23 protein-coding genes and 4 pseudogenes are annotated in these 20559 nt (G+C 67.9%); 11 read left to right on the top strand and 16 right to left on the bottom strand.

Features of this window, described 5'->3' with window-relative positions; all coding sequences use genetic code 11:
• The gene (locus tag ACQEXA_RS61935; RefSeq protein ID WP_432942231.1) at positions 1–1533 is read right to left on the bottom strand and encodes a hypothetical protein; all 1533 of its coding nucleotides are present in this window, start codon (positions 1531–1533) and stop codon (positions 1–3) included.
• A 131-nt stretch (positions 1534–1664) separates the two neighbouring features.
• Complete coding sequence (locus ACQEXA_RS61930) at positions 1665–2117, bottom strand: hypothetical protein (RefSeq protein WP_432942229.1); 453 nt, start codon at positions 2115–2117, stop codon at positions 1665–1667.
• Between ACQEXA_RS61930 and ACQEXA_RS61925 the strand changes: the two genes are divergently transcribed.
• Positions 2110–2235, top strand: coding sequence for a hypothetical protein (locus ACQEXA_RS61925; protein WP_432942227.1), 126 nt, complete (start codon positions 2110–2112; stop codon positions 2233–2235). The two genes, ACQEXA_RS61930 and ACQEXA_RS61925, sit on opposite strands and share 8 nt — an antisense overlap.
• A 972-nt stretch (positions 2236–3207) precedes the next feature.
• Positions 3208–4932 (top strand): LCP family protein, encoded by a 1725-nt coding sequence (locus ACQEXA_RS61920; RefSeq protein ID WP_432942225.1) that lies wholly within the window; start codon positions 3208–3210, stop codon positions 4930–4932.
• A gap of 30 nt (positions 4933–4962) precedes the next feature.
• Here ACQEXA_RS61920 and ACQEXA_RS61915 read toward each other — a convergent pair whose 3' ends face one another.
• The 7 genes from ACQEXA_RS61915 to ACQEXA_RS61885 form a co-directional block, all read right to left on the bottom strand.
• Positions 4963–5262: a hypothetical protein gene (locus ACQEXA_RS61915; RefSeq protein WP_432942223.1), complete on the bottom strand. Its 300-nt coding sequence runs from the start codon at positions 5260–5262 to the stop codon at positions 4963–4965.
• Complete coding sequence (locus tag ACQEXA_RS61910; protein ID WP_432942221.1) at positions 5259–5828, bottom strand: hypothetical protein; 570 nt, start codon at positions 5826–5828, stop codon at positions 5259–5261. The genes ACQEXA_RS61915 and ACQEXA_RS61910 overlap by 4 nt, the downstream gene beginning before the upstream one ends.
• A gap of 40 nt (positions 5829–5868) precedes the next feature.
• Positions 5869–6006: a hypothetical protein gene (locus tag ACQEXA_RS61905; protein ID WP_432942219.1), complete on the bottom strand. Its 138-nt coding sequence runs from the start codon at positions 6004–6006 to the stop codon at positions 5869–5871.
• A gap of 165 nt (positions 6007–6171) precedes the next feature.
• On the bottom strand, positions 6172–6513 hold the full coding sequence (locus tag ACQEXA_RS61900; RefSeq protein WP_432942217.1) for a helix-turn-helix domain-containing protein: 342 nt from the start codon (positions 6511–6513) through the stop codon (positions 6172–6174).
• Complete coding sequence (locus ACQEXA_RS61895; protein ID WP_432942215.1) at positions 6510–6845, bottom strand: type II toxin-antitoxin system RelE/ParE family toxin; 336 nt, start codon at positions 6843–6845, stop codon at positions 6510–6512. The genes ACQEXA_RS61900 and ACQEXA_RS61895 overlap by 4 nt, the downstream gene beginning before the upstream one ends.
• Positions 6846–7145: 300 nt before the next feature.
• Positions 7146–7565 carry a hemerythrin domain-containing protein gene (locus tag ACQEXA_RS61890; protein ID WP_432942213.1) on the bottom strand — a complete coding sequence of 140 codons (420 nt, stop codon included), beginning with the start codon at positions 7563–7565 and terminating at the stop codon, positions 7146–7148.
• Between the two features lie 247 nt (positions 7566–7812).
• Positions 7813–8079, bottom strand: a complete 267-nt coding sequence (locus ACQEXA_RS61885) for a hypothetical protein (protein WP_432942211.1) — start codon at positions 8077–8079, stop codon at positions 7813–7815.
• A gap of 386 nt (positions 8080–8465) precedes the next feature.
• Between ACQEXA_RS61885 and ACQEXA_RS61880 the strand changes: the two genes are divergently transcribed.
• The 4 genes and pseudogenes from ACQEXA_RS61880 to ACQEXA_RS61865 all read left to right on the top strand — a co-directional run bounded on the left by ACQEXA_RS61880 (position 8466) and on the right by ACQEXA_RS61865 (position 10576).
• On the top strand, positions 8466–9032 hold the full coding sequence (locus ACQEXA_RS61880) for a transposase (protein ID WP_433135543.1): 567 nt from the start codon (positions 8466–8468) through the stop codon (positions 9030–9032).
• A gap of 62 nt (positions 9033–9094) precedes the next feature.
• A pseudogene (locus tag ACQEXA_RS61875) lies at positions 9095–9854 on the top strand (integrase); the annotation flags it as partial.
• Positions 9855–10084: 230 nt separating this feature from the next.
• A pseudogene (locus ACQEXA_RS61870) lies at positions 10085–10420 on the top strand (integrase core domain-containing protein); the annotation flags it as partial.
• Positions 10421–10429: 9 nt separating this feature from the next.
• Positions 10430–10576 carry a hypothetical protein gene (locus ACQEXA_RS61865; RefSeq protein ID WP_432942209.1) on the top strand — a complete coding sequence of 49 codons (147 nt, stop codon included), beginning with the start codon at positions 10430–10432 and terminating at the stop codon, positions 10574–10576.
• 473 nt (positions 10577–11049) lie between these two features.
• Here the strand turns inward: ACQEXA_RS61865 and ACQEXA_RS61860 are convergent, their stop codons facing one another.
• Positions 11050–11667 carry a TetR/AcrR family transcriptional regulator gene (locus tag ACQEXA_RS61860; protein ID WP_432942207.1) on the bottom strand — a complete coding sequence of 206 codons (618 nt, stop codon included), beginning with the start codon at positions 11665–11667 and terminating at the stop codon, positions 11050–11052.
• A 208-nt stretch (positions 11668–11875) separates the two neighbouring features.
• Here ACQEXA_RS61860 and ACQEXA_RS61855 point away from each other — a divergent pair, with 208 nt between their 5' ends.
• The 4 genes and pseudogenes from ACQEXA_RS61855 to ACQEXA_RS61840 all read left to right on the top strand — a co-directional run bounded on the left by ACQEXA_RS61855 (position 11876) and on the right by ACQEXA_RS61840 (position 14888).
• On the top strand, positions 11876–12256 hold the full coding sequence (locus ACQEXA_RS61855; RefSeq protein ID WP_432942205.1) for a YybH family protein: 381 nt from the start codon (positions 11876–11878) through the stop codon (positions 12254–12256).
• A gap of 50 nt (positions 12257–12306) precedes the next feature.
• Positions 12307–12609, top strand: a complete 303-nt coding sequence (locus ACQEXA_RS61850) for a muconolactone Delta-isomerase family protein (protein WP_432942203.1) — start codon at positions 12307–12309, stop codon at positions 12607–12609.
• 263 nt (positions 12610–12872) lie between these two features.
• Positions 12873–13031, top strand: a pseudogene (locus tag ACQEXA_RS61845) (IS110 family transposase); the annotation flags it as partial.
• A 636-nt stretch (positions 13032–13667) separates the two neighbouring features.
• Complete coding sequence (locus ACQEXA_RS61840) at positions 13668–14888, top strand: RNA-guided endonuclease InsQ/TnpB family protein (protein WP_433135401.1); 1221 nt, start codon at positions 13668–13670, stop codon at positions 14886–14888.
• A gap of 101 nt (positions 14889–14989) precedes the next feature.
• On the opposite strand, the gene ACQEXA_RS61835 is transcribed toward ACQEXA_RS61840, so the two are convergent.
• Positions 14990–15220, bottom strand: coding sequence for a DUF4232 domain-containing protein (locus tag ACQEXA_RS61835; RefSeq protein ID WP_432942199.1), 231 nt, complete (start codon positions 15218–15220; stop codon positions 14990–14992).
• Positions 15221–15619: 399 nt separating this feature from the next.
• Between ACQEXA_RS61835 and wrbA the strand changes: the two genes are divergently transcribed.
• Entirely contained in the window at positions 15620–16228 is a 609-nt protein-coding gene (gene wrbA, locus ACQEXA_RS61830) for an NAD(P)H:quinone oxidoreductase (protein ID WP_432942197.1), read from the top strand.
• 73 nt (positions 16229–16301) lie between these two features.
• On the opposite strand, the gene ACQEXA_RS61825 is transcribed toward wrbA, so the two are convergent.
• From ACQEXA_RS61825 to ACQEXA_RS61805, 5 genes and pseudogenes are all read right to left on the bottom strand, one after another.
• Positions 16302–16430, bottom strand: a complete 129-nt coding sequence (locus tag ACQEXA_RS61825) for a hypothetical protein (protein ID WP_359397569.1) — start codon at positions 16428–16430, stop codon at positions 16302–16304.
• A 334-nt stretch (positions 16431–16764) separates the two neighbouring features.
• Positions 16765–17127, bottom strand: a pseudogene (locus ACQEXA_RS61820) (integrase); the annotation flags it as partial.
• 505 nt (positions 17128–17632) lie between these two features.
• Positions 17633–18052 carry a PIN domain nuclease gene (locus ACQEXA_RS61815; RefSeq protein ID WP_432942191.1) on the bottom strand — a complete coding sequence of 140 codons (420 nt, stop codon included), beginning with the start codon at positions 18050–18052 and terminating at the stop codon, positions 17633–17635.
• On the bottom strand, positions 18049–18261 hold the full coding sequence (locus ACQEXA_RS61810) for a type II toxin-antitoxin system VapB family antitoxin (protein ID WP_359412113.1): 213 nt from the start codon (positions 18259–18261) through the stop codon (positions 18049–18051). The genes ACQEXA_RS61815 and ACQEXA_RS61810 overlap by 4 nt, the downstream gene beginning before the upstream one ends.
• A gap of 145 nt (positions 18262–18406) precedes the next feature.
• On the bottom strand, positions 18407–20038 hold the full coding sequence (locus ACQEXA_RS61805) for an IS200/IS605 family accessory protein TnpB-related protein (RefSeq protein WP_433135399.1): 1632 nt from the start codon (positions 20036–20038) through the stop codon (positions 18407–18409).
• Positions 20039–20559 lie beyond the last annotated feature (521 nt).

The following is a 20559-nucleotide window of genomic DNA, read 5'->3' as shown; positions in this document are numbered from 1 at the left end:
CTAGTCGGCGCTGTAGTGGCCTGCGCGGGTCGCCTTCACCTCGGCCTTGTGCCAGGTGGCGCCTCCATCGAAGGAGACCTCTGCCTGCACCGTGCGGATCGGGGTCTGGTCCGCGTAGCGCTGGTGCGCGACCGTCAGGTCGAGCACGGTGTGGCCGGACTCCGCCTGGCCGGACAGGCCGGCGCCCACGATCCGGTAGGAAGTGGTGAGCACCGGGAGTGCTGCGCAGGGGTCGCTGTTGCCGGTGGGGCAGTAATGGTCGCTCGGGATTCCGCTCGCGTCGGGCTTGGCGGAGGTGAAAGTCCACTCCGTGTGGACCTGGGTGCCGTGGAGCTCGTTGGGAACGGTCATCGTCCGGTCGTAGACCGCCCGGATGCTGTGGGCCTCGTCCGGCATCCCGCTGACGAGCACCCCTGCGCTGTCACCGGCGTAGATCTGCGTGCCGTCGACGTCCAGACTGAGGTGCGGCTTGACGAACCACGGATAGTAGGTGCTGTCGTAGTTGTCCGGGTAGCCCTCCTGCAGCGGTGCGAAGACCATGCTGCCCCCGCTGCGGCATCCGTAGCAGTAGCCGTCGGTGTCGGCGTTGAAGGTGGGCACGTGTGTGCCGCGCATCCAGTCCGCGTGCGAATTCTTCATTGGCAGCGGCTTCCAGTCACCGGCGAAGCCCGCTGTTTCAGCCCCGTACCCGGGCGCCGTCGGCTGGACCTGCACCTGGATGAGGGCGTTCGGGACCTTCGTGTAGTAGTCGGTGTGATGTCCGGGTGCCTGGACTTGGTCGCCGCCGACGAACGTGCCCCCCGGTACGTAGCCCGTCGCGATACTGGTGAACGCCGCGTCGAGGCCCGGGACATCCCTGTGATACCGGTTGTCGATTGTCGTGAGCTGGTCCTTGCTGGGCTTGTAGTGCAGGTCGGCCGGGATCCCGTCGTGATGCTCGTAGTACAGGTCGTACGAGTAGGTGCTGTCAGGCCCCGGAGCCGCCGCGTGATATCCGACCGCCAATCCCAGCGTCCCCACCTGCGCCTTCTGATCGGCGCTCACATAGTAGGGAACGCCGCCGGCTAGGTCAGCAAGCCCGATAGCGAGATCCGGGTGAGCGACGTCGTGCCGGACCCAGGCGACGGACATGCTCTTGTACTCCGACGGTTTCGGTGTGGACGCGGTCACCTGCGTGGTTGCAGTGCGTTCGTCCAGAGTGATGCTGGGCGTGGTTCCGTCGGCCGGCCCCACCTTGAAGTCCGCAACCGACACCAGACGCTGCGCGGTTATCAGGCCGTCGCTACCGCGGTCGTAGAAGAGCATCTGGGCGCTGTAGTTGCCCTCCGGCAGGCTCACCCGCCCCTCACCGTCGATGGCGAAGGCAAACGGCGTCGTGCCCCGGAACACATCGTCCACGTTGTACATCGAGAACATTGCGAAGGGAGCCGGATTGCCGTCCTTGTCGATGACATGGACCTGCACGGTACGCATGGGGTAGTGCGGGGTGACCTGGGGTGCGTCGACCGGGCCGGCGAACGCCACCGCGGACACGCCGCCGAGGAACGCCCCCTTGTGCCAGTTGTTCTTGACGTCCGCGGCGATCTGCGCCCGCAGAGCGCCCGCGAACCGTGCTCCGGAATCAGGGGTGATGTAGCCGTCCGCCGACGTTGCACGGACAGACGTCAGCGTGACGCCGTCGGGGTAGTACCCGCGGGAAAGGTCAGGCGGATCGGCGTCCGCACGTCGGCCGAGTCGCCGTAGCCGTCCTTCAGCAGCTGCGTAACATTGAACAGCTGCGGGTCGAGGATCCGTCCCAGGTACGGTTCCGCGGTGTCCGGGATGACGAAGTGGTTCCCTTTGAGGTCGTCGTAGCTGTGGAAACCGTACTTGGCCTTGGCGTCGTGGGGCTCGACGGTGTAGCCGGGCTTGCCGAACGGGCCCGGCGTCACGGTCACCCGGTCGCCGGTCACCAAGGTGACGGTATGGGATGACCGGCCTGCGGCGTCGGATGTCACCGGCTGGACCGTGAGCGCGCTGCTGTTGGGCGTGGCCGCGCTGAAGGCCGGTGTCGCCGAGGCAGCGACGAGCGCGGCGACCGCTGTGACCAGCGCGCCGGGATAGCGCCGTATGCGCATCGAGTTCTCCAGACTGAACGAGAGCAACTCCGGACGTCATGAAACGACATCGGGACTGCGCACGACTGTGAAGCACCTCGCAGACCAGCAGAAGTCCCTGCGCCTGTCGATGATCTGACATGTCTTATGAACGTCACGCACGGACGTCGTCAAGGCGTCCGTGGCGAGTGTTCGGTGCACGAGGCGTTCGCTGTGCGGGCAGACCTCAACCCGCTCCCCGCCCTGCACTGACAGGTATGCACGTTTGACCTTCCTCTTGAGCGCAAGCCCGGGCGTTTACGACTCCGTTGGGATATCCGCCATCACCGGATTGCGGATATCCCAACGGAGTCCTTCAGGCCGGGGAGGTTCACCAGATGTCCGTTACGGAGCGCCCTTGAAAAGGGGACGTCTTCTCATCAGGGACACTTTGATGCGCAAACGGTCAATAGGCGCTGTGGCAGCTGCGGTGCTGGCTGCTCTCCTCGCCCCTCCAGCGGTGCCGGCCTTCGGCGCGGTCACCACCGGATTCACAGCGCCAACAGTCCATTTCGAGCGCGGCCCTGGCCACGTCTGTTCATCGGACGCTCGCACGCCGCTGTCTGAACTCCTCGCAGCTGTGCGGACCAAGGTGGCGGGTTCCGTCGTGAACCCGGTCCGGTAACAGCCGCCGTGATGTGATTGGTCAAACCTTGAAAAGGGGGCGCCGCCTCGTGTCGTGAAGGAAGGCGCGCGTCACTTCGGCCCGTCCGGTGTCGCAGGCGGCGCCTGGCACCGGCCATGCCGAAATGACCCCGGGACTGCAGTGTCCCCGCCGCCTTTGCATCGTGGTGCTCCTGCGGGCCGGGCGTGGTCTGCGGCGTGCAAGCCGTGTGCAAGGCGGTGTTGGACGGTGGTGAGGAGTTGCCCGGCCCGTCGGCCTGGCCGGCACGAACGGCGCAAGCCGGCCCGATCGAGCCTGAGCAGCTGGGGCGGATACCGGCACGCCGTCTTTCGGGGTGTGATGGCAGAGCCGGGCAAGCTGACGTCCCACTTCGCCTGACGGATACGGCCACACACGCCTGGCCACACCCAACGGCCTACTGGGCCCGACCATTCGTGGGAGTGGGAGATGAGTGACCTGCGGGATGGCTCCGCCGACCGGGCCACACGCCGCCGTGCCACCCAGGTGCCCCGCCGACGTACGGACAAGCCCGTCGACGGGCGTCCCCCAGGCGGCCGAGCCGCCGCGCGGGCGGCCTCCCGGTTCGTCGACCGCGGCCGCTCGCGGCGTCGTGCCCGGACGCGGCACCGTGTTCGGCCGAGGCGCCGAGGCAGGCGGGCCCTGCGGATCGCCGGGATATGCCTGGCCGTCGTTGTGCTGGCCGCGGGCGGCGCCGGGTGGTGGTTCTACCACCGCCTCAACGGCAACATCAACAGCGTCGCCCTCGATGGCAGCGGCGGCAGCGAAAAACCCGATGCCCTCGACCGCACCCCCATCAACATCCTCGTCATGGGCACCGACGGCCGCACCAGCGCCACCGACTGCAAACTCGGCGGCGGCTGCTCGCAGACCGGCGTGCAGACCGGCAAGGGGAACGCAGACGTGGAGATGGTCGTGCACATAGCCGCCGACCGCTCCAACACCACCGTCATGAGCATCCCCCGCGACACCATGACCCAGGTGCCGGCCTGCACCGACCCCACATCGCACCACAGCACGCGCGGCTACTACGGGCAGATCAACAGCGCCCTGTTCTACGGGCCGGCCTGCCAGGTCGCCACCATCCACCAGCTCACCGGCATCCCCATCGACCACTTCGTCAAGCTCGACTTCTCCGGCGTCGTCAGCATGTCCGACGCGGTCGGCGGCGTCTCCGTGTGCGTCAGCGACAACGTGTACGACACGTATTCGCATCTGAAGCTGTCGAAGGGCACCCACACCCTCAAGGGGGTCGCGGCCCTGGAGTTCGTCCGCTCCCGCCACGGCTTCGGCGTCGGCAGCGACCTGGACCGCACCTACGCCCAGCATCTCTTCCTCGGCGCCATGATCCGCAAATTCAAAAGCGCCGGCACCCTCACCGACCCCACCGCCGTCTACGGCCTCGCCGACGCCGCCACCAAAGCCCTCACCGTCGACAACGGCCTGGGCAGCATCAACAAACTCATCGGCCTGGCCACCGACCTGAACAAGGTGCCCTCAAAGCGGATCACCTTCACCACCATGCAGACCGCCCCCGACCCCAACAACAGTAACCGAGTAGTGCCAGATACTGGGTCAAAGTCACTGTTCGCGACCATCGCCAACGACCAGTCTTTGACTGGCTCCGACGGCGAGAAGTCCGCCGCGGCCTCTGCCACCGCCGGGCCCGTTGACCCCGCCCGGATCGCCGTCACCATCGAGAACGGCACCAGCATCCCCGGCCGCGCATCCCAGCTGGCCACCGCCCTGACCGGCAAGGGCTTCAGCCAGAAAACCACCACCGCCAACGCCCCCACCACCCAAGCCACCATCCTCACCTACGGCACCGGCCAAAAACCTCAGGCCCAAGCCGTCGCCGACGCCCTCGGCCTGCCGACCTCCCACCTCAAACAGACCACCAGCAGCGGCCTGATCCTTGTCATCGGCGGCGACTGGCCTACCGGTACCACCTACCCCACGGGCAGCGGCCACAGCACCTCCCCGGCCCCCGCCGACACCCACGCCGCCGTCTCCAACGCCCACGCCCAGACCGCCGACCAGTCCACATCCTGCGCCCAGGTCAGCCCCTTCAAAACCGTCCAGTTCAACGGCATCAACATGACTCCCACCCAGGCCTACGCCGCCGCCCGCAACCAACCCAACTCCGACGCCTGAACCGTGGATGACGGTCGCCCGCTGGGTGGGTCAGGTAGCGGGCCCCGCGGTGCGGGCCGGCTTGGTGTGGTCCAGGTCGGTCAGCAGACGCTCCATGTCGGCGACGAGCGATCCATAGACATGCCACGCATCCAGCTTGCCCAGTGCTCCGTGTTCGATGAGGTCAGTCGTCCTGGCATGCCAGGACGACACGCGCTCGATCAGGGTGCGCAACTGCCTTCGGGCATCGGCTTGGGCCGAGCCGGCCGCCCCGATCCCGGCGTACGTGATGAACACCTGCCCTGCCAGATCGAGGGCCTGGGCGTATCGGACGGCGAAGCCCCGCCTCAAGTCGGGGTGTGCGTTGTGATCGAGGTTGTCGGCCAGAGTCCTGCGATGCCTCGCACCTGGTACGACGCCGTGTGCAGCACCTCCAGAGCGCCCTCGTGGAGGGGGATCATGTGGTGTCTTCGCGTCCCGGCCCGGACGTTCCAGCGCAGACTCTCCGCGGCTTTTTGTACCTCCTCCCGTGCTTCCAAGACCTCTCGCTCCGGGTGGCGTGCCCGCTCCAGCCAGATGGAGGCGTGAGTTGAGGACCGTTCCTGCGTCAGTCCTTTGCCCATGTCCTGCAGCCGCGTGCCGGTGCAGCGGGCCAGACGGCGGACGGCGGCGTCCGACTGGGCCAGGTGCGTCGCTGGAAGGATCAGGGCGTTGACCGCGACTCCCGTCACGGCGCCGGTGAGGGTGGAGACCACGGGGGAGACCACGTGTGCGACCGGAGTTGCGGCTGCAGCTGTCAGAGTGATCAACGCGGTCGATGCGATGTGGAGCCGGTCCTCGCCGTTGCCCCGCCTGCTCAGCTTCGCCGACCGGGCCCGCTGGAGCAGCCAGGGCTGATGGTGGTGGCCCGCAGTCATCGCTGCCCTCATCCTCATCACCGCGCTCGCCCTGTGGTGGCTACTGGCCCAACTGCCTCGGCGTCACCCCTGCGGGATCCCCGCCGGCGGCAGCCCCCCGCAGGAAGGCGTCGAACTGCGCGCCCGCGCGCTCGGCGACGCGTTCGCCACCGAGCCGGCGCTCTACCCGGCGTCGCATGTCCGCATCACAGGCCGACGTGCCCACCCTCGCGCCCACATCACCCTCACCCTCAGTACATCGACGTGATCGACTCGGCGGCATCCTCCACGCATACGCACATGCAGCTTGACCTGCGCGGAGGCAATACTCGACACCCACAGAGTGGGAAGGTGCTCAGGACGCTCAGGCTGCGTCGGTGCGGTGCGCGGTGAAGGTCACCTGGGTGTCGTCATTGTCGAGGGCGATGTTCAGGGCCGCGTCCAAAGCCTTGGCCAGCTTGGCCAGGAGCGGCAGCGTAGGGACGGTGTCGGAGCCTTCGATCCGGGAGATCTTCGCCTGGGTGAGGCCCGCGCGGTCGGCCAGTTCGGTCTGGGTGAGCCCGAGCTCGGTACGCCGGTCATACACGGCTTTCGCCAGGGCCATGGACAGCCGGATCTCGCGACGGGCCTCGGCCACGTCTTCCGGCTCGGTGAAGCCTTCGGCGAGCTTCCGCTCGCGCAGGGTCTTCCAGCGGCTGTGGCTCATTGCTCTACCTCTCCTTCCTCGATGGTGCGGATGAATTCCTCGTGGGCCAGGCCGTGTTCGGCCTCGCAGACCTTTTGTGCGAGTTTGGCGCGCCTGACCTCGGTATCCTCCCGCATTCTTGTCTTGCGGAAGACGGTCAGCAGGACCGCGGTGCGGTTCGGAGTGAGCCAGTACGTGATGCGTATGGCAGCACCGTCGAGGGTCGGGCGCAGCTCCCGGACTCCGTCGCCGAGGTGGCGGGCGTAGGGCTCGCCGAGCGCGGCGGCGTGTTCCGCGAGCAGTCCGACGTATTCGTCGATTTTGAGGAAGTGCTTGGCCGGCAGGGCCTCCACAGTCCCGCACCTCGGGTTCGAGCTCGATGGTGAAGAGCGCATCCACACCGCAACGCTATATGTCGTCTGCGACATATTCGAGGTGGTGCGGCGGTTGCCTGCTGCTCTCTCGGACGGCCGGCTATTGTCCGCCGAAGCGTGAGGCCGCCGGGCGCGCGCACAAGGTGTGCGCCGCCTCGATGAGGGGGTCTACGCATCCGTGGGGGCGGCCGGTGCGTGGGTGGCCTTGGTCTCACAGGCGGTGCTGGTCCAGGATCTTCATCAGGTTGCGCTTGCGTTTCTGCTCGGTGCGCAGGTCGGTCATGTACTGAGTGAATCCGGCCTGACTGCCCAGGCGTCCATCTCGGAGGAACAGGCCTGGCGCAGCAGAGGGAAGAGGTTGTTCTCCTCGTCCTCGACGTGGTCGGCCACCTCCTCCATGAGCTGCTGCAGCAGCGGGCTCATGTGGGGGTCGTCGGCGTTCGTCTTCTCCAACTCCTTGAGGAGATTCTCGACACGACTGTGATCGGCGATCTCCTTGTCCGCGATCCGGTCGCCGTCCTCGACGTGCTCGCGCACCGCCGGGTACAGGTACTGCTCCTCGGCGACCGAGTGCCGCACCAGCTCGATGGTGACCTCGTCCACAACGTCACGCAGCTCCTGACCCTGGCCGGTCATGGATTGGATCCGGGCGAAGATCTCTTCGACCTCCCGGTGGTCGGCCATCAATTCCGCGATCACATTTCCGCCGTGCCCTATCGCGCATCCGCCTCTTGCTCGTCCTGTCAGGGCCGGTGCGTCCCGCCCCGCAGACACTGATCCCCGCCCGGGGCGAATTCTGTGGGGCCCAGTCCCTTCGCTCACTCGAACAGATCAACCGGGCCTTTGCCTGTACCCACCACAGCTCCGCATGGATCTGGTCCGCGTAGCCCGCGCCGAACTCATCGGCTGGGTGAACCATTGCGAAACCGCCTTACTGGGCCTGCTGCTAGCCGATGCCCCGGGTGCCGAGCCGCCGTGGGCCCCCGTGGGCGTGCCGGCGGTGTGACGCCGAGCCGGTCAGGAGGGCCAGTCCCAGGCAGAAGATGAGGGCCAGGGCGAGCCCGGCGCTGAAGATCTCGAGGGTATTCATGGTGGCGATGTCGTGGCCGAGCAGCGACACCGTGTACTCGGGGCCGCCGGAGAGGTTGTCTGCGATGGCGAGCGCCGTGAAGGCACCGACGCCCGCAAGGAGAAGCAGGCCGATGAACAGCATGGAGTCATCTCCTCAGGGAGTCCCGTCACCCGTGCGGGTACCCACTGCCACGGATCCACCGCTGCTGGAACTGTCCTGCGCGCGGGCATCAGCGAGGGCCGGGGCCACCGGCGCCGACTGCCCCGGTCGACCCGGGCGGAGGCAGGCAGGTGGGCGGGCTGCAGCACCCAGGCCCCATCCGATTCGAGATCACCGGTGTAGGTGGTCGACGGATGCCACGGCTGGCACCACCGGTGATCTCTCGGCAGCCCTCGCTACCCATCCGTGGGGGGCCTTCGTCGCTTGCGAACCCGACCGCTTGCGTGATCGCGTAGGCGGCAAATGCCACCACGAGCCATGCCGCCGTCGCAGCACCGAGCGCGGGCTTCGCGCTCACCGACTTCCAGATCCACTGGGACGAGCAGTACGCCATCTGCCCCAAGGGAGCCACCAGCCGCTACTGGGGCAGCACCCGCATGGACGGACAGCCACGCACCGTGGTCATCTTCCCCGAGTGGGACTGCCGCAACTGCAAGGTCCGCACCTCGTGCACCAACGGCTTCACCCGGAGACTGACTCTGCACCCCCGCGAGGAGCACGAACTGCTCCAACGCCAGCGCGCCGAGCAGAACACCGACGCCTGGAAGCAGCGGTACGCCAAGCACGCCGGCGTCGAGGGGGCCATCTCCCAAGCCGTCCGCGCCACCGGCATCCGTCGCAGCCGTTACCGAGGCCAGGCCAAGACCGGCCTGGCCCACGTCTTCAGCGCCGCGGCGATCAACCTCCACCGCATCGACGCCCACCTCACCGGGCGCCCCGTCGGCACCACCCGCCGCACCCACTTCGCCGACCTCAACCTCGACCCCAGGCCCCGCGGGAAGACACGCACACGCCATCCGTGGATCGGGCGACAGAGTCCTGCGGGTGCCGATACATCATCCGTCCAGGTCACGGCCTTGATCGGCCGTCTCTGATGCGGCTGCCGGCCGCCCCGCTGTCTTCGCCTGGGCAGGGACGGACGGCATCATGATCGGTCGTGCTGCTGCGTCTGGCCTACCTCGCCGCGACCAACACCTTCACGCTCCTGCGCCTGCTGACGACGAGCAACCGAGAGAAGGACGTGGAGATCCTTGCGCTGCGACACCAGTTACTGGTCCCGCAGCGCCAGGTCGGCAGCCCCACGTTCACCGACACCGACCGCGCAGTCCTCGCCGGCCCGCTCCACCACCTCCCGAGGGGAGAAACTGCGGCACCTCCTGCTGCTGGTACGCCCGGACACGATCGTGCGCTGGCACCGCGACCTGCTCAAGCGATGCCACGCCGCGACCTGCGTGCCGAAACGACGTGGCCGCCCGCCTGCCGCCCGCTCGATCCGCGCCCTGGTCCTGCGCCTGACCCGCGAGAATGGCTCGTGGGGGTATCGCCGCATCCACGGTGAACTCGCGGTGCTGGGCATCAAGGTCGCCGCCTCCACCGTCTGGGAGATCCTCCGAGAGCACGGCATCCCGCCCGCGCCGGAACGCCAGAGCACGACCTGGGCCGACTTCCTGCGCAGCCAGGCCCAGGCGCTGCTCGCGTGCGACCTGTTCGAGACCCGCACCCTGACCGGGGCGCGCCTGTACGTCTTCGCGGTCATCGAGCATGCCTCCCGGCGCGTCCGGATCCTGGGCGCCACCGCACACCCCACCGCGGACTGGATCGTGCAGCTCGGACGCAACCTCGTCGTGGACTTGGAGGACGCCGGCAGCAAGGCCAGGTTCTTGATACGCGACCGGGACTCCACGTTCACGGCAGCGTCTCTGATTGGCTTAGCGAGTCTGAGTGTTACTCAGCCTTGGGAGCCAATCGCCTTCGTGCCCTGGTACTGAACGACAGGAGCCGCCAGCCCGCGTGGCACGTCCCTCCGGACGCTGGTCGACCGGGCCGCAAGACCCGACCGAGGAGGGTGCCCGACGTCGCCTGGGCGCCGGGCGTGCGCGCAGCACCCTGCCACAGGTTCACTACGCTTCGCCAATCCAGCTGGTGAGCCTTCGACGCTGTGCTGACCGATGCCGGGCTGGAGATCGTCACCAGCGGCATCCGGATACCGCGGATGAACTCCGTGATGGAGCGCTGGATACAGAACTGCCGGCGTGAGCTGCTGGACCGCACCCTCATCTGGGGCCAGCGCCATCTGCTCCATGCCCTACGCGAATTCGAGTTGTACTACAACGGGCACCGGCCGCACCGAGCCCTGAATCAAGCCGCCCCACTCCGCCCCTTGCCCGCACCGATTTCCGAACCAGGGCAGATCAGACACCTGGAGATCCGTCGACGAGATCGGCTCGGGGGAGCCCTTCGCGAGTACCAACATGCGGCGTGAGCAGGCCGGATGACTTTTCGGCACCCGCACCGTCGCCAACTACCGCCTGACGCCAAGGAACAGGCCACCACCGCAGTGCACCATCTCAACACCCGCCGAGTGCTGCGGATCCGGATCCTCGGCGGCGTGATCAATGAGTACCGCTACATCGCTTGACCAGCGACGATGACTTTTCGAGCGGCACAGGTCGGCGGTCCGGATCACCGCTCTCCGGGCCAGCCGTTTCTTCGTGGACGGCGCCAGTTCCGCGAGCGGCATAGGGATTCTCACAGCAACTGCGGCAGTCTCACTCAAGACGCGGTGCCCCTGGTTACACCCTGCAGAAGCGCCGAACCAAGGCCAGACGGCCGTCGCACTCAATCTGCGGCGCAGCAGGTCAGAGCTCAGCCGTTACCGCAACTGATGTGAGACCTCACAGGCGGTATTCCGGTGAATGGTCTGCGGGGGCAGGTGCACGCGGCGTGCGGGACCCGCCGGCGAGGAATCCGAGGCCGCTGGCCCGGGCGGCCGCGGTCACCAGCGCCGCCGGCCATCGGCGGGGTGAGAACGGGCGTGCTCACCCCGAGAGCGGCGAATGCGGGAATCATGGATGTGTGTCTCTCCTGCGCGGGCGGAACCGCCCGCGGTTCTCAGGCCTCGGCAGCCGTCTGCGGTGCGCGGGCGCCCAGCAGGGACAGGGCGCTCGTCCACAAGGTGTCGGCCAGAGACGTGTTGTTGTAGAGCTTGGCGAAGAGCACCTGACCCTCGAGCTGGGCGACGATCGACCGGGCGGCCTGATGGGTGTCGCTGACGACGACCTCGCCGCGTTCGCGGGCCTCGCCGATGAGGGAGCCGACCATGTCGACCTGGGCGTCGAAGATGCCCTGCAGGCGCGCGCGGATGGCCTCGGTCTGGTTGCTCATCTCCAGGGTGAGGTTCCCGAACATGCAGCCCGAGACGGTTCCGCAGTTCCGCTGGCCGGTCAGCTGGGCCGCCTCCGTCAGCTCGAATAGTCGGCGCAGCCGCTCCAGCGGCTCCGCGTCGCTGTTCAGCACGCCGGTCCACCCGCGGCGCTCGACCGCCCAGTGCTGGTCGATCACGGCCAGCGCGAGCGCCTCCTTGGACTCGAAGAAGTAATAGAAACTGCCCTTGGGCACTCCGGCCGCCTTGCAGATCTCGGCCACGCCCAACGCCGAATAGCCGTGGAGCTCGATGAGCGACTCCGCGGCACTGATGATCTTCTCCTTGGCATCACTGGTGCGCCCCATGAGGGCAGTATACGACCGCTCGGCTATCATTTACTAGACCGGTCGGCTAGGATTCGGAACTCCGCACTGCGGCCACTCTGCCGGACGGAACCGCGACAGCCCCCGGCAGCCCGCCGCCGAGTCAGCGGACGGGGCCGGGCCCTGCCAACTCCCTTCACAGCGCCGCCTTCGCCTCCGGCGCACCCCATCCCCAGGAGAGCTGATCACCATGAGTGCAGACGCATCGAACCATCCCATGCATGAGGTGCTGGGCCGCTGGAAGGCCGCCTTCGACGGCCACCAGTCGGCCGCCATGGCCGACCTGTTCACCCCCGACGCCCTCTTCCAGGGATTCGGGCCCGTGGTCATCTCCGGCCGGGAGGCCGTACGCGCCTACTACGAGGCCGTGTCGGCCGAGCGTAGCGCCCACGTCGCGGACGTCCAGGGCTACCGGATCGGCGAGGACGTGGCCGGCGGCTTCGCCGACGTCACGTTCCGCGACCCAGACGGCTGGGCGGTGTCCGTGCACCTGTCGCTGGTCCTTCTGCACGACGGCGACGGCTGGCGGATCCGCCAGTACCACGTCTCCCGGGTCGCCGCCGACGACTGACGGGCCCACGCCGCTCAAGTGCCCCAGCAGCACCGCAGATTGGAGAGGTCATGAAGGAGTTCCTGGTCGAGCTCACCACTGTCGTCCCCGAGGACACCCCGCAGGTCGAGGTCGACCGCCGCCGTGCCGCCGAAGCCGTCCGGGCCGGGGAACTGGCCGCCGCCGGCCACCTGGTCAGGCTGTGGCGCCCGGTGGGCGAACTGCGCAGCATCGGCTTGTGGCGCGCCGCGGGCGAGCAGGAACTGCACGAGAAGGTGCTCGGCACCCTGCCGCTGTGGCCCTGGATGGTCTCGGTGATCACCGCCGTGCAGCCGCACCCCAACGATCCGGGCCCGGCAGGCCGCGTCGCCTGACCCGCGCGTTCGGGCGCGCGTCCCCCGTTACCTACTTCGTGGCTCCGCAACGGGGTCTCCGGCCTTCGGGTCCAGCATGACTTCCCCCTCCTGTTGTTGATGATCCGGGGGGTGGTGTCACCGGGTCCGAAGGCATCGACGGACCGCTGATGAGGGGCTTGAGCACCGGCTTCACCCGAGCCGGAAGAGCTCTCCGTAACGTGGATGTGGCAGCTCAGTGCCCTGGCAAGGCCGGACGAAAGCGTGAGCGGAGGGGCCTGCACGTGATCGACACCGGCGACATCGACGTCTTCCTCGGCCTGGACGTCGGCAAGGGCGAACACCACGCCACCGCCGTCACCCCGGCCGGGAAGAAAGCCTTCGACAAGCGCCTGCCCAACACCGAACCCAAGCTCCGCGAGCTGTTCGCGAAACTCCAGGCCAATGCCGCGTGGCTCGCCCTGTCGGCCCTGGCACACAATCTGACCCGCGCCGCCGACGCCCTGGCCTCCGCGTTCCATGCCAGGCGACCACCGCCACCATCCGCGACCACCCCATGCCCAAATCCCCAACCCAGCCCCGACACGGCCTGCGCGACCCCGAAACGATCAACCGGGAATCAAGCCGGTGGATCCGGGCTGAGCCGCGGACGTCCGACGTCCTCCCGCAGAGCGGGGCAGGGGCGCACGGCCCCGCGCCCCCGCCGCGACCGGGCTGCCTGCTGCTACCTGTTGCCGGGCACCGGGCCGACCTGCAGGTTCTGCATGGTGGGGGCCGACGCACTCGTGCTTGTTCCACGCGATGTCCGCCGACGCCTTCTGGCTCGGCGGGTAGATGCGCAGGGCCGGCACCGTAGTGAGACGGGACTCTTCGGGCGTGTATCCGCCCTGGCCGTTCACCGGGTTCCTCCGAGGATGCCCCGGCCTTCAGGCGGGGGAGGAATCGGTCTCCTGCGGAGCAGGACAGGAAATAGGGGTTTCGCCTCCAGGGCGAAAGACCGTCCACCCGCGACGAGGTGAGCGAGCCCGTGGCGATCAAGGGGGTCTCAACTGTCAGTCCTCCCAGGTAGGTTCGGATGCATGACGACAGAAGCGACCACGGAGGGGGCCGGGCATGCCCGGTACTCCTTTCGTGTGCGCCTGTCGGCTACCGCGCGGCGCGCACTTGAAGCGGAGTGGGACCGCTGCCGGTGGCTCTGGAATGAATGCGTCGCCAAGTCCAAGCAGGTCCACCAGCGAGCCAAGGAGTCCGGCGAGAAGCTGACGTGTGGTCCGGCGCAGTTGGACAGGATGCTGACCGAGGCGCGTCGGGTGATGCCGTGGCTGGCCGAGGGTGCCTCGGTGCCGCAGCAGCAGGTGATTCGGGACTTCGCCAAGTCGCGGGCGAAGGCGTTGAAGGACGTCAAGGACGGGCTTGCGCAGCACCGCCGGGCCGGGATGCCCGGCTGGAAGAAGAAGCGGGAGGCCAGGCCGAGCCTGAACTACACCCGGCGGGGTTTCCGTCTGAAGGAGGGTCGTCTGCACCTTGCGGGCCAGATCGTGGTGAGCGTGGTGTGGTCGCGGGCTCTTCCGGCCGAGCCGTCGAGTGTGCGCGTGTACCAGGACACGCTCGGGCACTGGTATGTGTCCTTCGTCGCCCCCGCGCCGAGCGAACCGCTTGCCCTCACGGGGCGGGTGCTCGGGGTGGACTGGGGTGTGAAGGAGACGGCCACCACCACGGATGGCGCCTACGATCTCCCGCATGCCGAGCACGGCAAGCGGGCCGCGCAGGGGCTCGCCCGCTATCAGCGGATGATGGCCCGGTGCCGGCGTCCGAAGGGCCGGCCCGCATCCAAGGGCTACCGGAAGGCGCAGGCACAGGCCGCGAAGCTGCACAAGAAGGTCGCGCGGCAGCGGGAGGACACCGGCCGCAAGTGGGCCAAGTCCGTGATGCGTGATCATGACGGGGTGGCGGTGGAGGACTTCCGCCCGAAGTTCCTCGCGAAAACCACGATGGCCCGCAAGGCAGCCGATGCCGCCATCGCCGCCACCAAACGCGCTCTGGTCGAGATGGGGCGCAAGCACGCACGGGACGTCCGCCTCGTGCACCCGGCGCACACCACGATGGACTGCGCAACGTGCGGGGCGAGAACCAAGCACGCACTCCCTCTCTCGATGAGAACCTATGCCTGCACCGTGTGCGGAGCCGTCTCGCCCAGGGACAAGAACTCCGCCCGCGTGATGCTGGTCCGGGCAGGTTGGAACCCGGACGGTGCCGAGGGCGTAAGACCTCCTGGTCCGCTGGACCAAGAGGCGGCCTGAGCCGTGAATCCCCACGCAACCCTGGAGGGTGGAGAATCCCCTCCCTTCAGGGAGGGGAGCCTTCAAGGCCTGCACTTCGGCGCAGGGATGGGCGTTCGGGATCAGCGTGACGATCCGGGAGGCGTCCCCGGGCAGCGTGCGGCTGGCGCCTTGCCGAGCTGGGTGCCGTGCGTGTCGGCGAACGAGACGCCCGGGTGCCCGGTCAGGGTGTAGGGGGCCGTGCCGGTGTTCTCGAAGACAAGCTGGAAACCGATGTGGCCCGCACCGCTGTCGAAGTTCGCCGCGGTGATGTGCAGCCGACTGGTGGCACATCCCCGGGATACCGGCCGCATCCCCCGAGCCCTTCGATGTGGACGAACCGGCACTGCCCGCCGGCGCGTCCGGTCCGCGGTCGTGCCGCCGCCGGGCTGCGCGGCCGACGCCGTGCCGCCGTAGCCGCACGCGGCCAGTGTCAGGTGCAACGGCCAGCATGCCGGTCATCAGTCCGCGGCGGGCGGTCGCAGTGAGCCTGGTGCTTCTCTTCTCATTGTGGCTTGTCGGTGGAGGCTGCGGGGCGCCGGGCGGAGTTCCGGCCCGCGTCGAGACGGCTTCGACTGTGTAGACGGCTGTCGCCGAAGCCCGGTTCGCACCCGGCGCAGACCTTTGACGACTACTAGACCGGTCGTCTATGTTGACTGCAATCGCTCGCCGCCAACTGCTCCAAGCACCTGCACAACGAATCGGAGAGCCCTGTGGCCACCCCCGTGAAGCTCGCAATCGTCTACTACTCCTCGACCGGCACCATCACCGAGGTCGCCGAGGAACTGCGCAACGCCGGTCTCAAGGCCGGCGCCGAGGTTCGGCTGCTCAAGGCCGCCGAACTGGCCCCGCAGGCCGCCATCGACTCCAACCCGGCCTGGGCCGCCAACCACGCCGCCACCGCGGACGTCCCCGTCGCGACCCCCGCCGACGTCGAGTGGGCCGACGCCGTGATCTTCGGTACTCCGACCCGCTTCGGCAACGTCTCCTCGCAGCTGAAGCAGTTCATCGACACCCTGGGTGGCCTGTGGGCCGAGGGCAAGCTGGCCAACAAGGTCTACAGCGGCTTCGTCTCCACAGCGACCGCGCACGCCGGCCAGGAGTCCACCCTGCTGGCGCTCTACAACTCCGTCCACCACTTCGGCGGCATCATCGCGTCGCCCGGGTTCACCGACCCGGCCAAGTTCGTGGACGGCAACCCGTACGGCACCTCGCACGTGGACGGCCAGCTCAACAACCCCGTCGACGACATCACCCGCACCGCCGCCCGGATCCAGGCCGAGCGCGTCGTGCAGATCGCCGCACGGCTCAAGTCCGCCTGACCGCCCCGGCGACACCCTGGAGTACCCGGCCCTGCCTGCCCGCGCCACGGCAGTAGGGGCCGGGTGCATTTCGTCATCCGGTACGGCGGACGGACCGGGCCTTCTTGCCTCTCTCCGATTCCGGGCGGAGATCCGGGCGCAGGTGCGGGGTGGCGCCCATGGCGTCCAGGAGGCGGAGGCTGATGTCCCCGAGCTGGTCCATGCGTTCCGCTCCCAGGACGTCCACGACCAGCGGCCAGGGGGATGCAGAAACGCTTCCGGCGCCTTGGCTCCGCTCACCGTGGCAGAAGTCCGCAGACTCCTGGCGTTTCGCCTCGCCTCGAACCATCGAGCCGGCTGGCCGGTTCGCGCGCAGCTGCTGAACTGGTCACACTGGCGCCGCAGACGCCAAGCCGTCGCTCGCCACTGCCACTACCGGCGACGCCTCCACTCGATGGAGGGGCGGTCCGGCAAGACCGCCCCTGACCCGACATCAGCCAACTACACTCCGGACGACGCCTCTGACCAGGCCAGATAGCGAAACGCTGCTGGAGTACTAGGCGCAGCACCAGCGCTCGGATCGAGCGCACAGTGCGCGGCCGGCCCCCGCGCTTTGGCCGGGACTGGGCGGCGTGCCGGCCGGCGATGAGGTTACGGTGCCAGCGCAGCAGCGTGTCCGGCCGCACCAGCAGTCGCATCCGGCGCAGGACCTCCCGCGGCAGGCCCTGGAGCAACGCGGCCAGGAACGCCCGGTCGCTCGCGTGGAACCGGACCCGCTGCCCGTTCAACTGCCGTTCCAGGACTGCAATCTGATGGCGCAGGGTCAGGATTTCTACATTCTTCTCGCGGCCGCTCATCGGCAGCAGCCGCAGCATCGCGAACGTGTTCGTCCTACCCAGGTACGCCAGTCTCAGCAGCACGACCGATCATCATGCCGCGACCACCACCGACCGTGCGAGAGTGCCGGCTCGGGCAACCACTGGCCGACACCCAAACCCATTCTCACCTGCATGGATGAGGTATTCGGCAAGGGCACGATCCTGGTGGTTAATTACTCAGCGTGGTCAAACGCCGAAGACCGCCAGTTGCAGACGCGCCCTCATTGCAGGCAAACCGGACAAGTTTCAGCGCCTCCGCAACCGCGGCCGTGACGCTGCGCCAATTAACCACCAGGGTCGGGCACCGTCAGCTCGGCGTCGACAGGCGGCTCATGCTGCTTCTTCACTCAGAATCGGAGTGTCTCCGGGTTCAACTCAAGCTCGCGAGCTGTCTCGGAGATGGTCTTGCGGACCGGAGTGCGATCTGGACGGCTTCCTCGCGGAACTCCGGTGAGTACTTGCTCGGTGGCGCCACTTCCATTTCCTCGTTTCCTGTTCAGGGCAACCCTATTGGGTCCCTGTCCGGAAACTTCGGGGCGCCCCACAGTCAGCGGTCGGCTGTGCCCGCCGCCACGACCCACTTCATTGTCTGGCCCGTGATCGCGGCGATCATGTCGTAGTCCTGGTCGTAGTGCAGGACGGTGGCACCGTGCCGTTCGGCCGCCGCGGCGATCAGCAGGTCCGGCATGGACAGCGCGCGGTGGTTGCCCTTGGCGATGGCCTGTCGCTGAACGTCCTTGGCCCGATCCCACACCTCGTCGGGCACCGGCAGGTAGTCGAAGCCAGACAGGAACCAGTGCAGGCGCTTCGCGTCGTTGTCGTTGCGCGCGGAGTACATCACCTCCATCTCCACCGGTCCACACACGGCCAGGACGCCCTCCTCGTGGAGCGGATCGAGGACCTCCGCCACCCCTGGCTGGCGCCAGCGTTGGAGGGCGGAGTTGTCAATCAGGAAGCGCTCACTCACGCCGCGTCCCTGCTGCCAGGCTCTGCCCGACTGTCGTAGGTCAGGTCCAGGTCGCCGGACTTGATCGCGTCGATGCCCTCCTGCCGCAGGCGACGCTTGACGGCCTCCTCCATGGCCATGCGCACGGCCTTGGCCTTGGTCTTCACGCCGTACAGTCGCATGGCGTGCTCCACCATCTCATCGTCGAGGTCGATCATGGTGCGCGACATCGAGAGCTCCTCCCGCCGGGTACAGCGACACCCAAAATGATAGCATTCTAATGCGCTGGAATGGTGTCGTATTGAGGTCGATGGCAGCACGGGTGCCGATACAGCCGCGGCACGGGCAGTGAGACCACACAAGGACCGTTCCTAGTCAGTCAGTGTGCAGGAGTGAGTCGTGTACCCAATCCTGGTCAGCTGGCGCATCCCGAACGGTTTTGGATGCACTGGTCGCCCGCGTTCGCGCCGCGTCCGGCGACACGGATCGTGTCCGTGGTCCGGGGATGCGGGGGCGGGTTTCCTCACGCCCTGGGGTGCCGTGTCCGGCCTGGGCGGTCCGATGCCGCACACGATCGCTCTGGTCGTGTGGGGGCGGTGCCGTCCGTCGCCGGATGCGGTGCCCGAGGGCGCGCCTGCCGATCGCGATGCTCGCGGCATCGTGACGGGTGGTCTTGCGGTTCTTGCCGGAAAGGGGTTTTTGCCAGTGCTGGGCGCCCCACCTGCTGGTGTAGGCGGGGTCGACGGCGATGATGGTGATGCCGAGTTCGGCCGCCATGCTGACGAGCCGGGCCCGCAGCCTGGACACGGGCATGCCGGAGATCACCTGCCTGAACCGCTTCCTGAGCCCGTCCCTCTCCCGGGCTTTCTCCGCGCTGAAGTCGAGGTCTTCGATCGCAATCGACAGGCCGTGGCGTTCGGCCCAGTGCAGGAGCCGGATCAGTGCATGCCGTACCTGGGCATCACGATGGTTCGCGGTGCCGGACAGGTCGTAGAAGAACCGGCGCGGCCGGCCGCAGGGATTGCCGTGCTCGTCCAGCCGCCAGGCGGCCAGATGGTCGGCGTTCGTATCGACACCGATCAGACCGCCTGCGCGGGCCTGGGACAGGGGGACGGTCTTGACCGGCGGGATGGTCCAGGAGGCGGTGAGGTACCAGCGGGAGCGGCCCATGTCGTAGTGGATGCGGTAGGCCACGGCCCGGTTTGTGGTGATGCGGTCGGCCCATTGCTCGCGCCGGTGGTGGAAGACTACGGCTGAGGCCAGGACGTACCGGCCGTGCGGGGCGTTCGCCAGGTGGGCGAGCGGGACGGGGAGCTTGATGCTCACCGTGCCGTCCGGGGTGACGCGGATCGTCTCGTTCCCCAACCGCTTGCCCGACTCGCCGTCCGCCCGCAGGAACCAGCGCGATGCTTCCCAACGCCGCCGCCACGCGTGCTCGGTGAGCTGCGCCGCCTCGAGGTGGTGTCGGGTCTTGAGCAGGCGCTTGCCGCCCCGCACCACCCGCACCCGCCCCCTGTCGTGATCGGCCCGCTCCCGCTCCAGCCGGTCCTCCAGCAGACGCAGTCGCCGGGACTTTTGGAACCACTCCTGCCGGGTGCGGTATCCGCCCGGCGCCCGCTTCGAGCCCTTCTCACCCACCGGCAGCGACAACCGGTGGGCGATCGTCTTGATGCCGGCCTCAAGGCTGTGGATGTGCGCGAGTTGGGCACGCCGCGCAAGCGCCCACTGATCGTGGGTGGCCTTCGTGATCGAACCAGCCCACCGCGAGGACGACTCGTCGGTCAGGGCCCGCTTGCGCTGCGCCCACGTATCCGCGGAGTGCTCCAGACCCTCAGCACACCGGCGTTTGAGATCCTTCGAGGCCAGCGAGCCCAGATGCGCGCCGACCAGACGTAACACCGTGTCATCGTCCGCTGTGAGGCCCTTGATGCGGGTGCGGATCGCCACGCCGGCCGGGCCGAGGGCCACGAAGGGGGCAACGATCGTGCGCAGCGACTCACCTCGCATCGATGTGCCCCCTCCACAACGCTTGATCAGCAACAGGAAGAACGCTACCGGCCGACACTGACATTCAGTGCCCGCCAGCGTCGTGCGCGCGCTGCAACACCACGAACCAGTACACACTCACGCACACTCCTGCACATCCGAAACCGAACAGCTCCCAACCCCTGCTCGGTGATCAAGCCCGTGACCTGGATGGATGAATTATCGGCACCCGCACCGCTGACTCGTAGCGCACCGGACCTGCGAGTTGCCTACGCAGCACCGCGTTCTCGTGCCGCAGGACAAGAAGTTCGGCGTCCTTGGCCACCTGCCGGCGCAGCAGCAACACCGAGACCGACACAGCTTCCTCGTCACCCGATAGACCAGCGAGACAATCACCCGCGGCATCGTCCCAGGCGGCCCTGAGCGCCACCAGAGCCTGCAGCGACGCATTTCTGAACGGCACAGGTTCGGCACTTTGACGACCGCTCCTAACGGGGCAGCCCGGCGTCCGTGGCCCGAGATCCCACCGCCAGTCACGTCGG

Source organism: Streptomyces sp. CA-106110 (genome assembly GCF_050936285.1).
In the GTDB taxonomy this organism is placed as follows: domain Bacteria; phylum Actinomycetota; class Actinomycetes; order Streptomycetales; family Streptomycetaceae; genus Streptomyces.
This window is presented reverse-complemented; position numbering and strand designations above follow the sequence as displayed.

What these genes read in the sequence shown, in the direction of transcription:
- ACQEXA_RS61925 (WP_432942227.1), top strand. Translation starts at nt 2,110, where the DNA reads ATGCGCATCGAGTTCTCCAGACTGAACGAGAGCAACTCCGGACGTCAT.
- ACQEXA_RS61930 (WP_432942229.1), bottom strand. Translation starts at nt 2,117, where the DNA reads ATGCGCATACGGCGCTATCCCGGCGCGCTGGTCACAGCGGTCGCCGCG.
- ACQEXA_RS61920 (WP_432942225.1), top strand. Translation starts at nt 3,208, where the DNA reads ATGAGTGACCTGCGGGATGGCTCCGCCGACCGGGCCACACGCCGCCGT.
- ACQEXA_RS61910 (WP_432942221.1), bottom strand. Translation starts at nt 5,828, where the DNA reads ATGACTGCGGGCCACCACCATCAGCCCTGGCTGCTCCAGCGGGCCCGG.
- ACQEXA_RS61905 (WP_432942219.1), bottom strand. Translation starts at nt 6,006, where the DNA reads ATGCGACGCCGGGTAGAGCGCCGGCTCGGTGGCGAACGCGTCGCCGAG.
- ACQEXA_RS61900 (WP_432942217.1), bottom strand. Translation starts at nt 6,513, where the DNA reads ATGAGCCACAGCCGCTGGAAGACCCTGCGCGAGCGGAAGCTCGCCGAA.
- ACQEXA_RS61885 (WP_432942211.1), bottom strand. Translation starts at nt 8,079, where the DNA reads ATGCTGTTCATCGGCCTGCTTCTCCTTGCGGGCGTCGGTGCCTTCACG.
- ACQEXA_RS61865 (WP_432942209.1), top strand. Translation starts at nt 10,430, where the DNA reads ATGACTTTTCGGCACCCGCACCGTCGCCAACTACCGCCTGACGCCAAG.
- ACQEXA_RS61860 (WP_432942207.1), bottom strand. Translation starts at nt 11,667, where the DNA reads ATGGGGCGCACCAGTGATGCCAAGGAGAAGATCATCAGTGCCGCGGAG.
- ACQEXA_RS61855 (WP_432942205.1), top strand. Translation starts at nt 11,876, where the DNA reads ATGAGTGCAGACGCATCGAACCATCCCATGCATGAGGTGCTGGGCCGC.
- ACQEXA_RS61850 (WP_432942203.1), top strand. Translation starts at nt 12,307, where the DNA reads ATGAAGGAGTTCCTGGTCGAGCTCACCACTGTCGTCCCCGAGGACACC.
- ACQEXA_RS61840 (WP_433135401.1), top strand. Translation starts at nt 13,668, where the DNA reads ATGACGACAGAAGCGACCACGGAGGGGGCCGGGCATGCCCGGTACTCC.
- ACQEXA_RS61835 (WP_432942199.1), bottom strand. Translation starts at nt 15,220, where the DNA reads ATGCGGCCGGTATCCCGGGGATGTGCCACCAGTCGGCTGCACATCACC.
- ACQEXA_RS61825 (WP_359397569.1), bottom strand. Translation starts at nt 16,430, where the DNA reads ATGGACCAGCTCGGGGACATCAGCCTCCGCCTCCTGGACGCCATGGGC.
- ACQEXA_RS61810 (WP_359412113.1), bottom strand. Translation starts at nt 18,261, where the DNA reads ATGTCGCGCACCATGATCGACCTCGACGATGAGATGGTGGAGCACGCC.
- ACQEXA_RS61805 (WP_433135399.1), bottom strand. Translation starts at nt 20,038, where the DNA reads ATGCGAGGTGAGTCGCTGCGCACGATCGTTGCCCCCTTCGTGGCCCTC.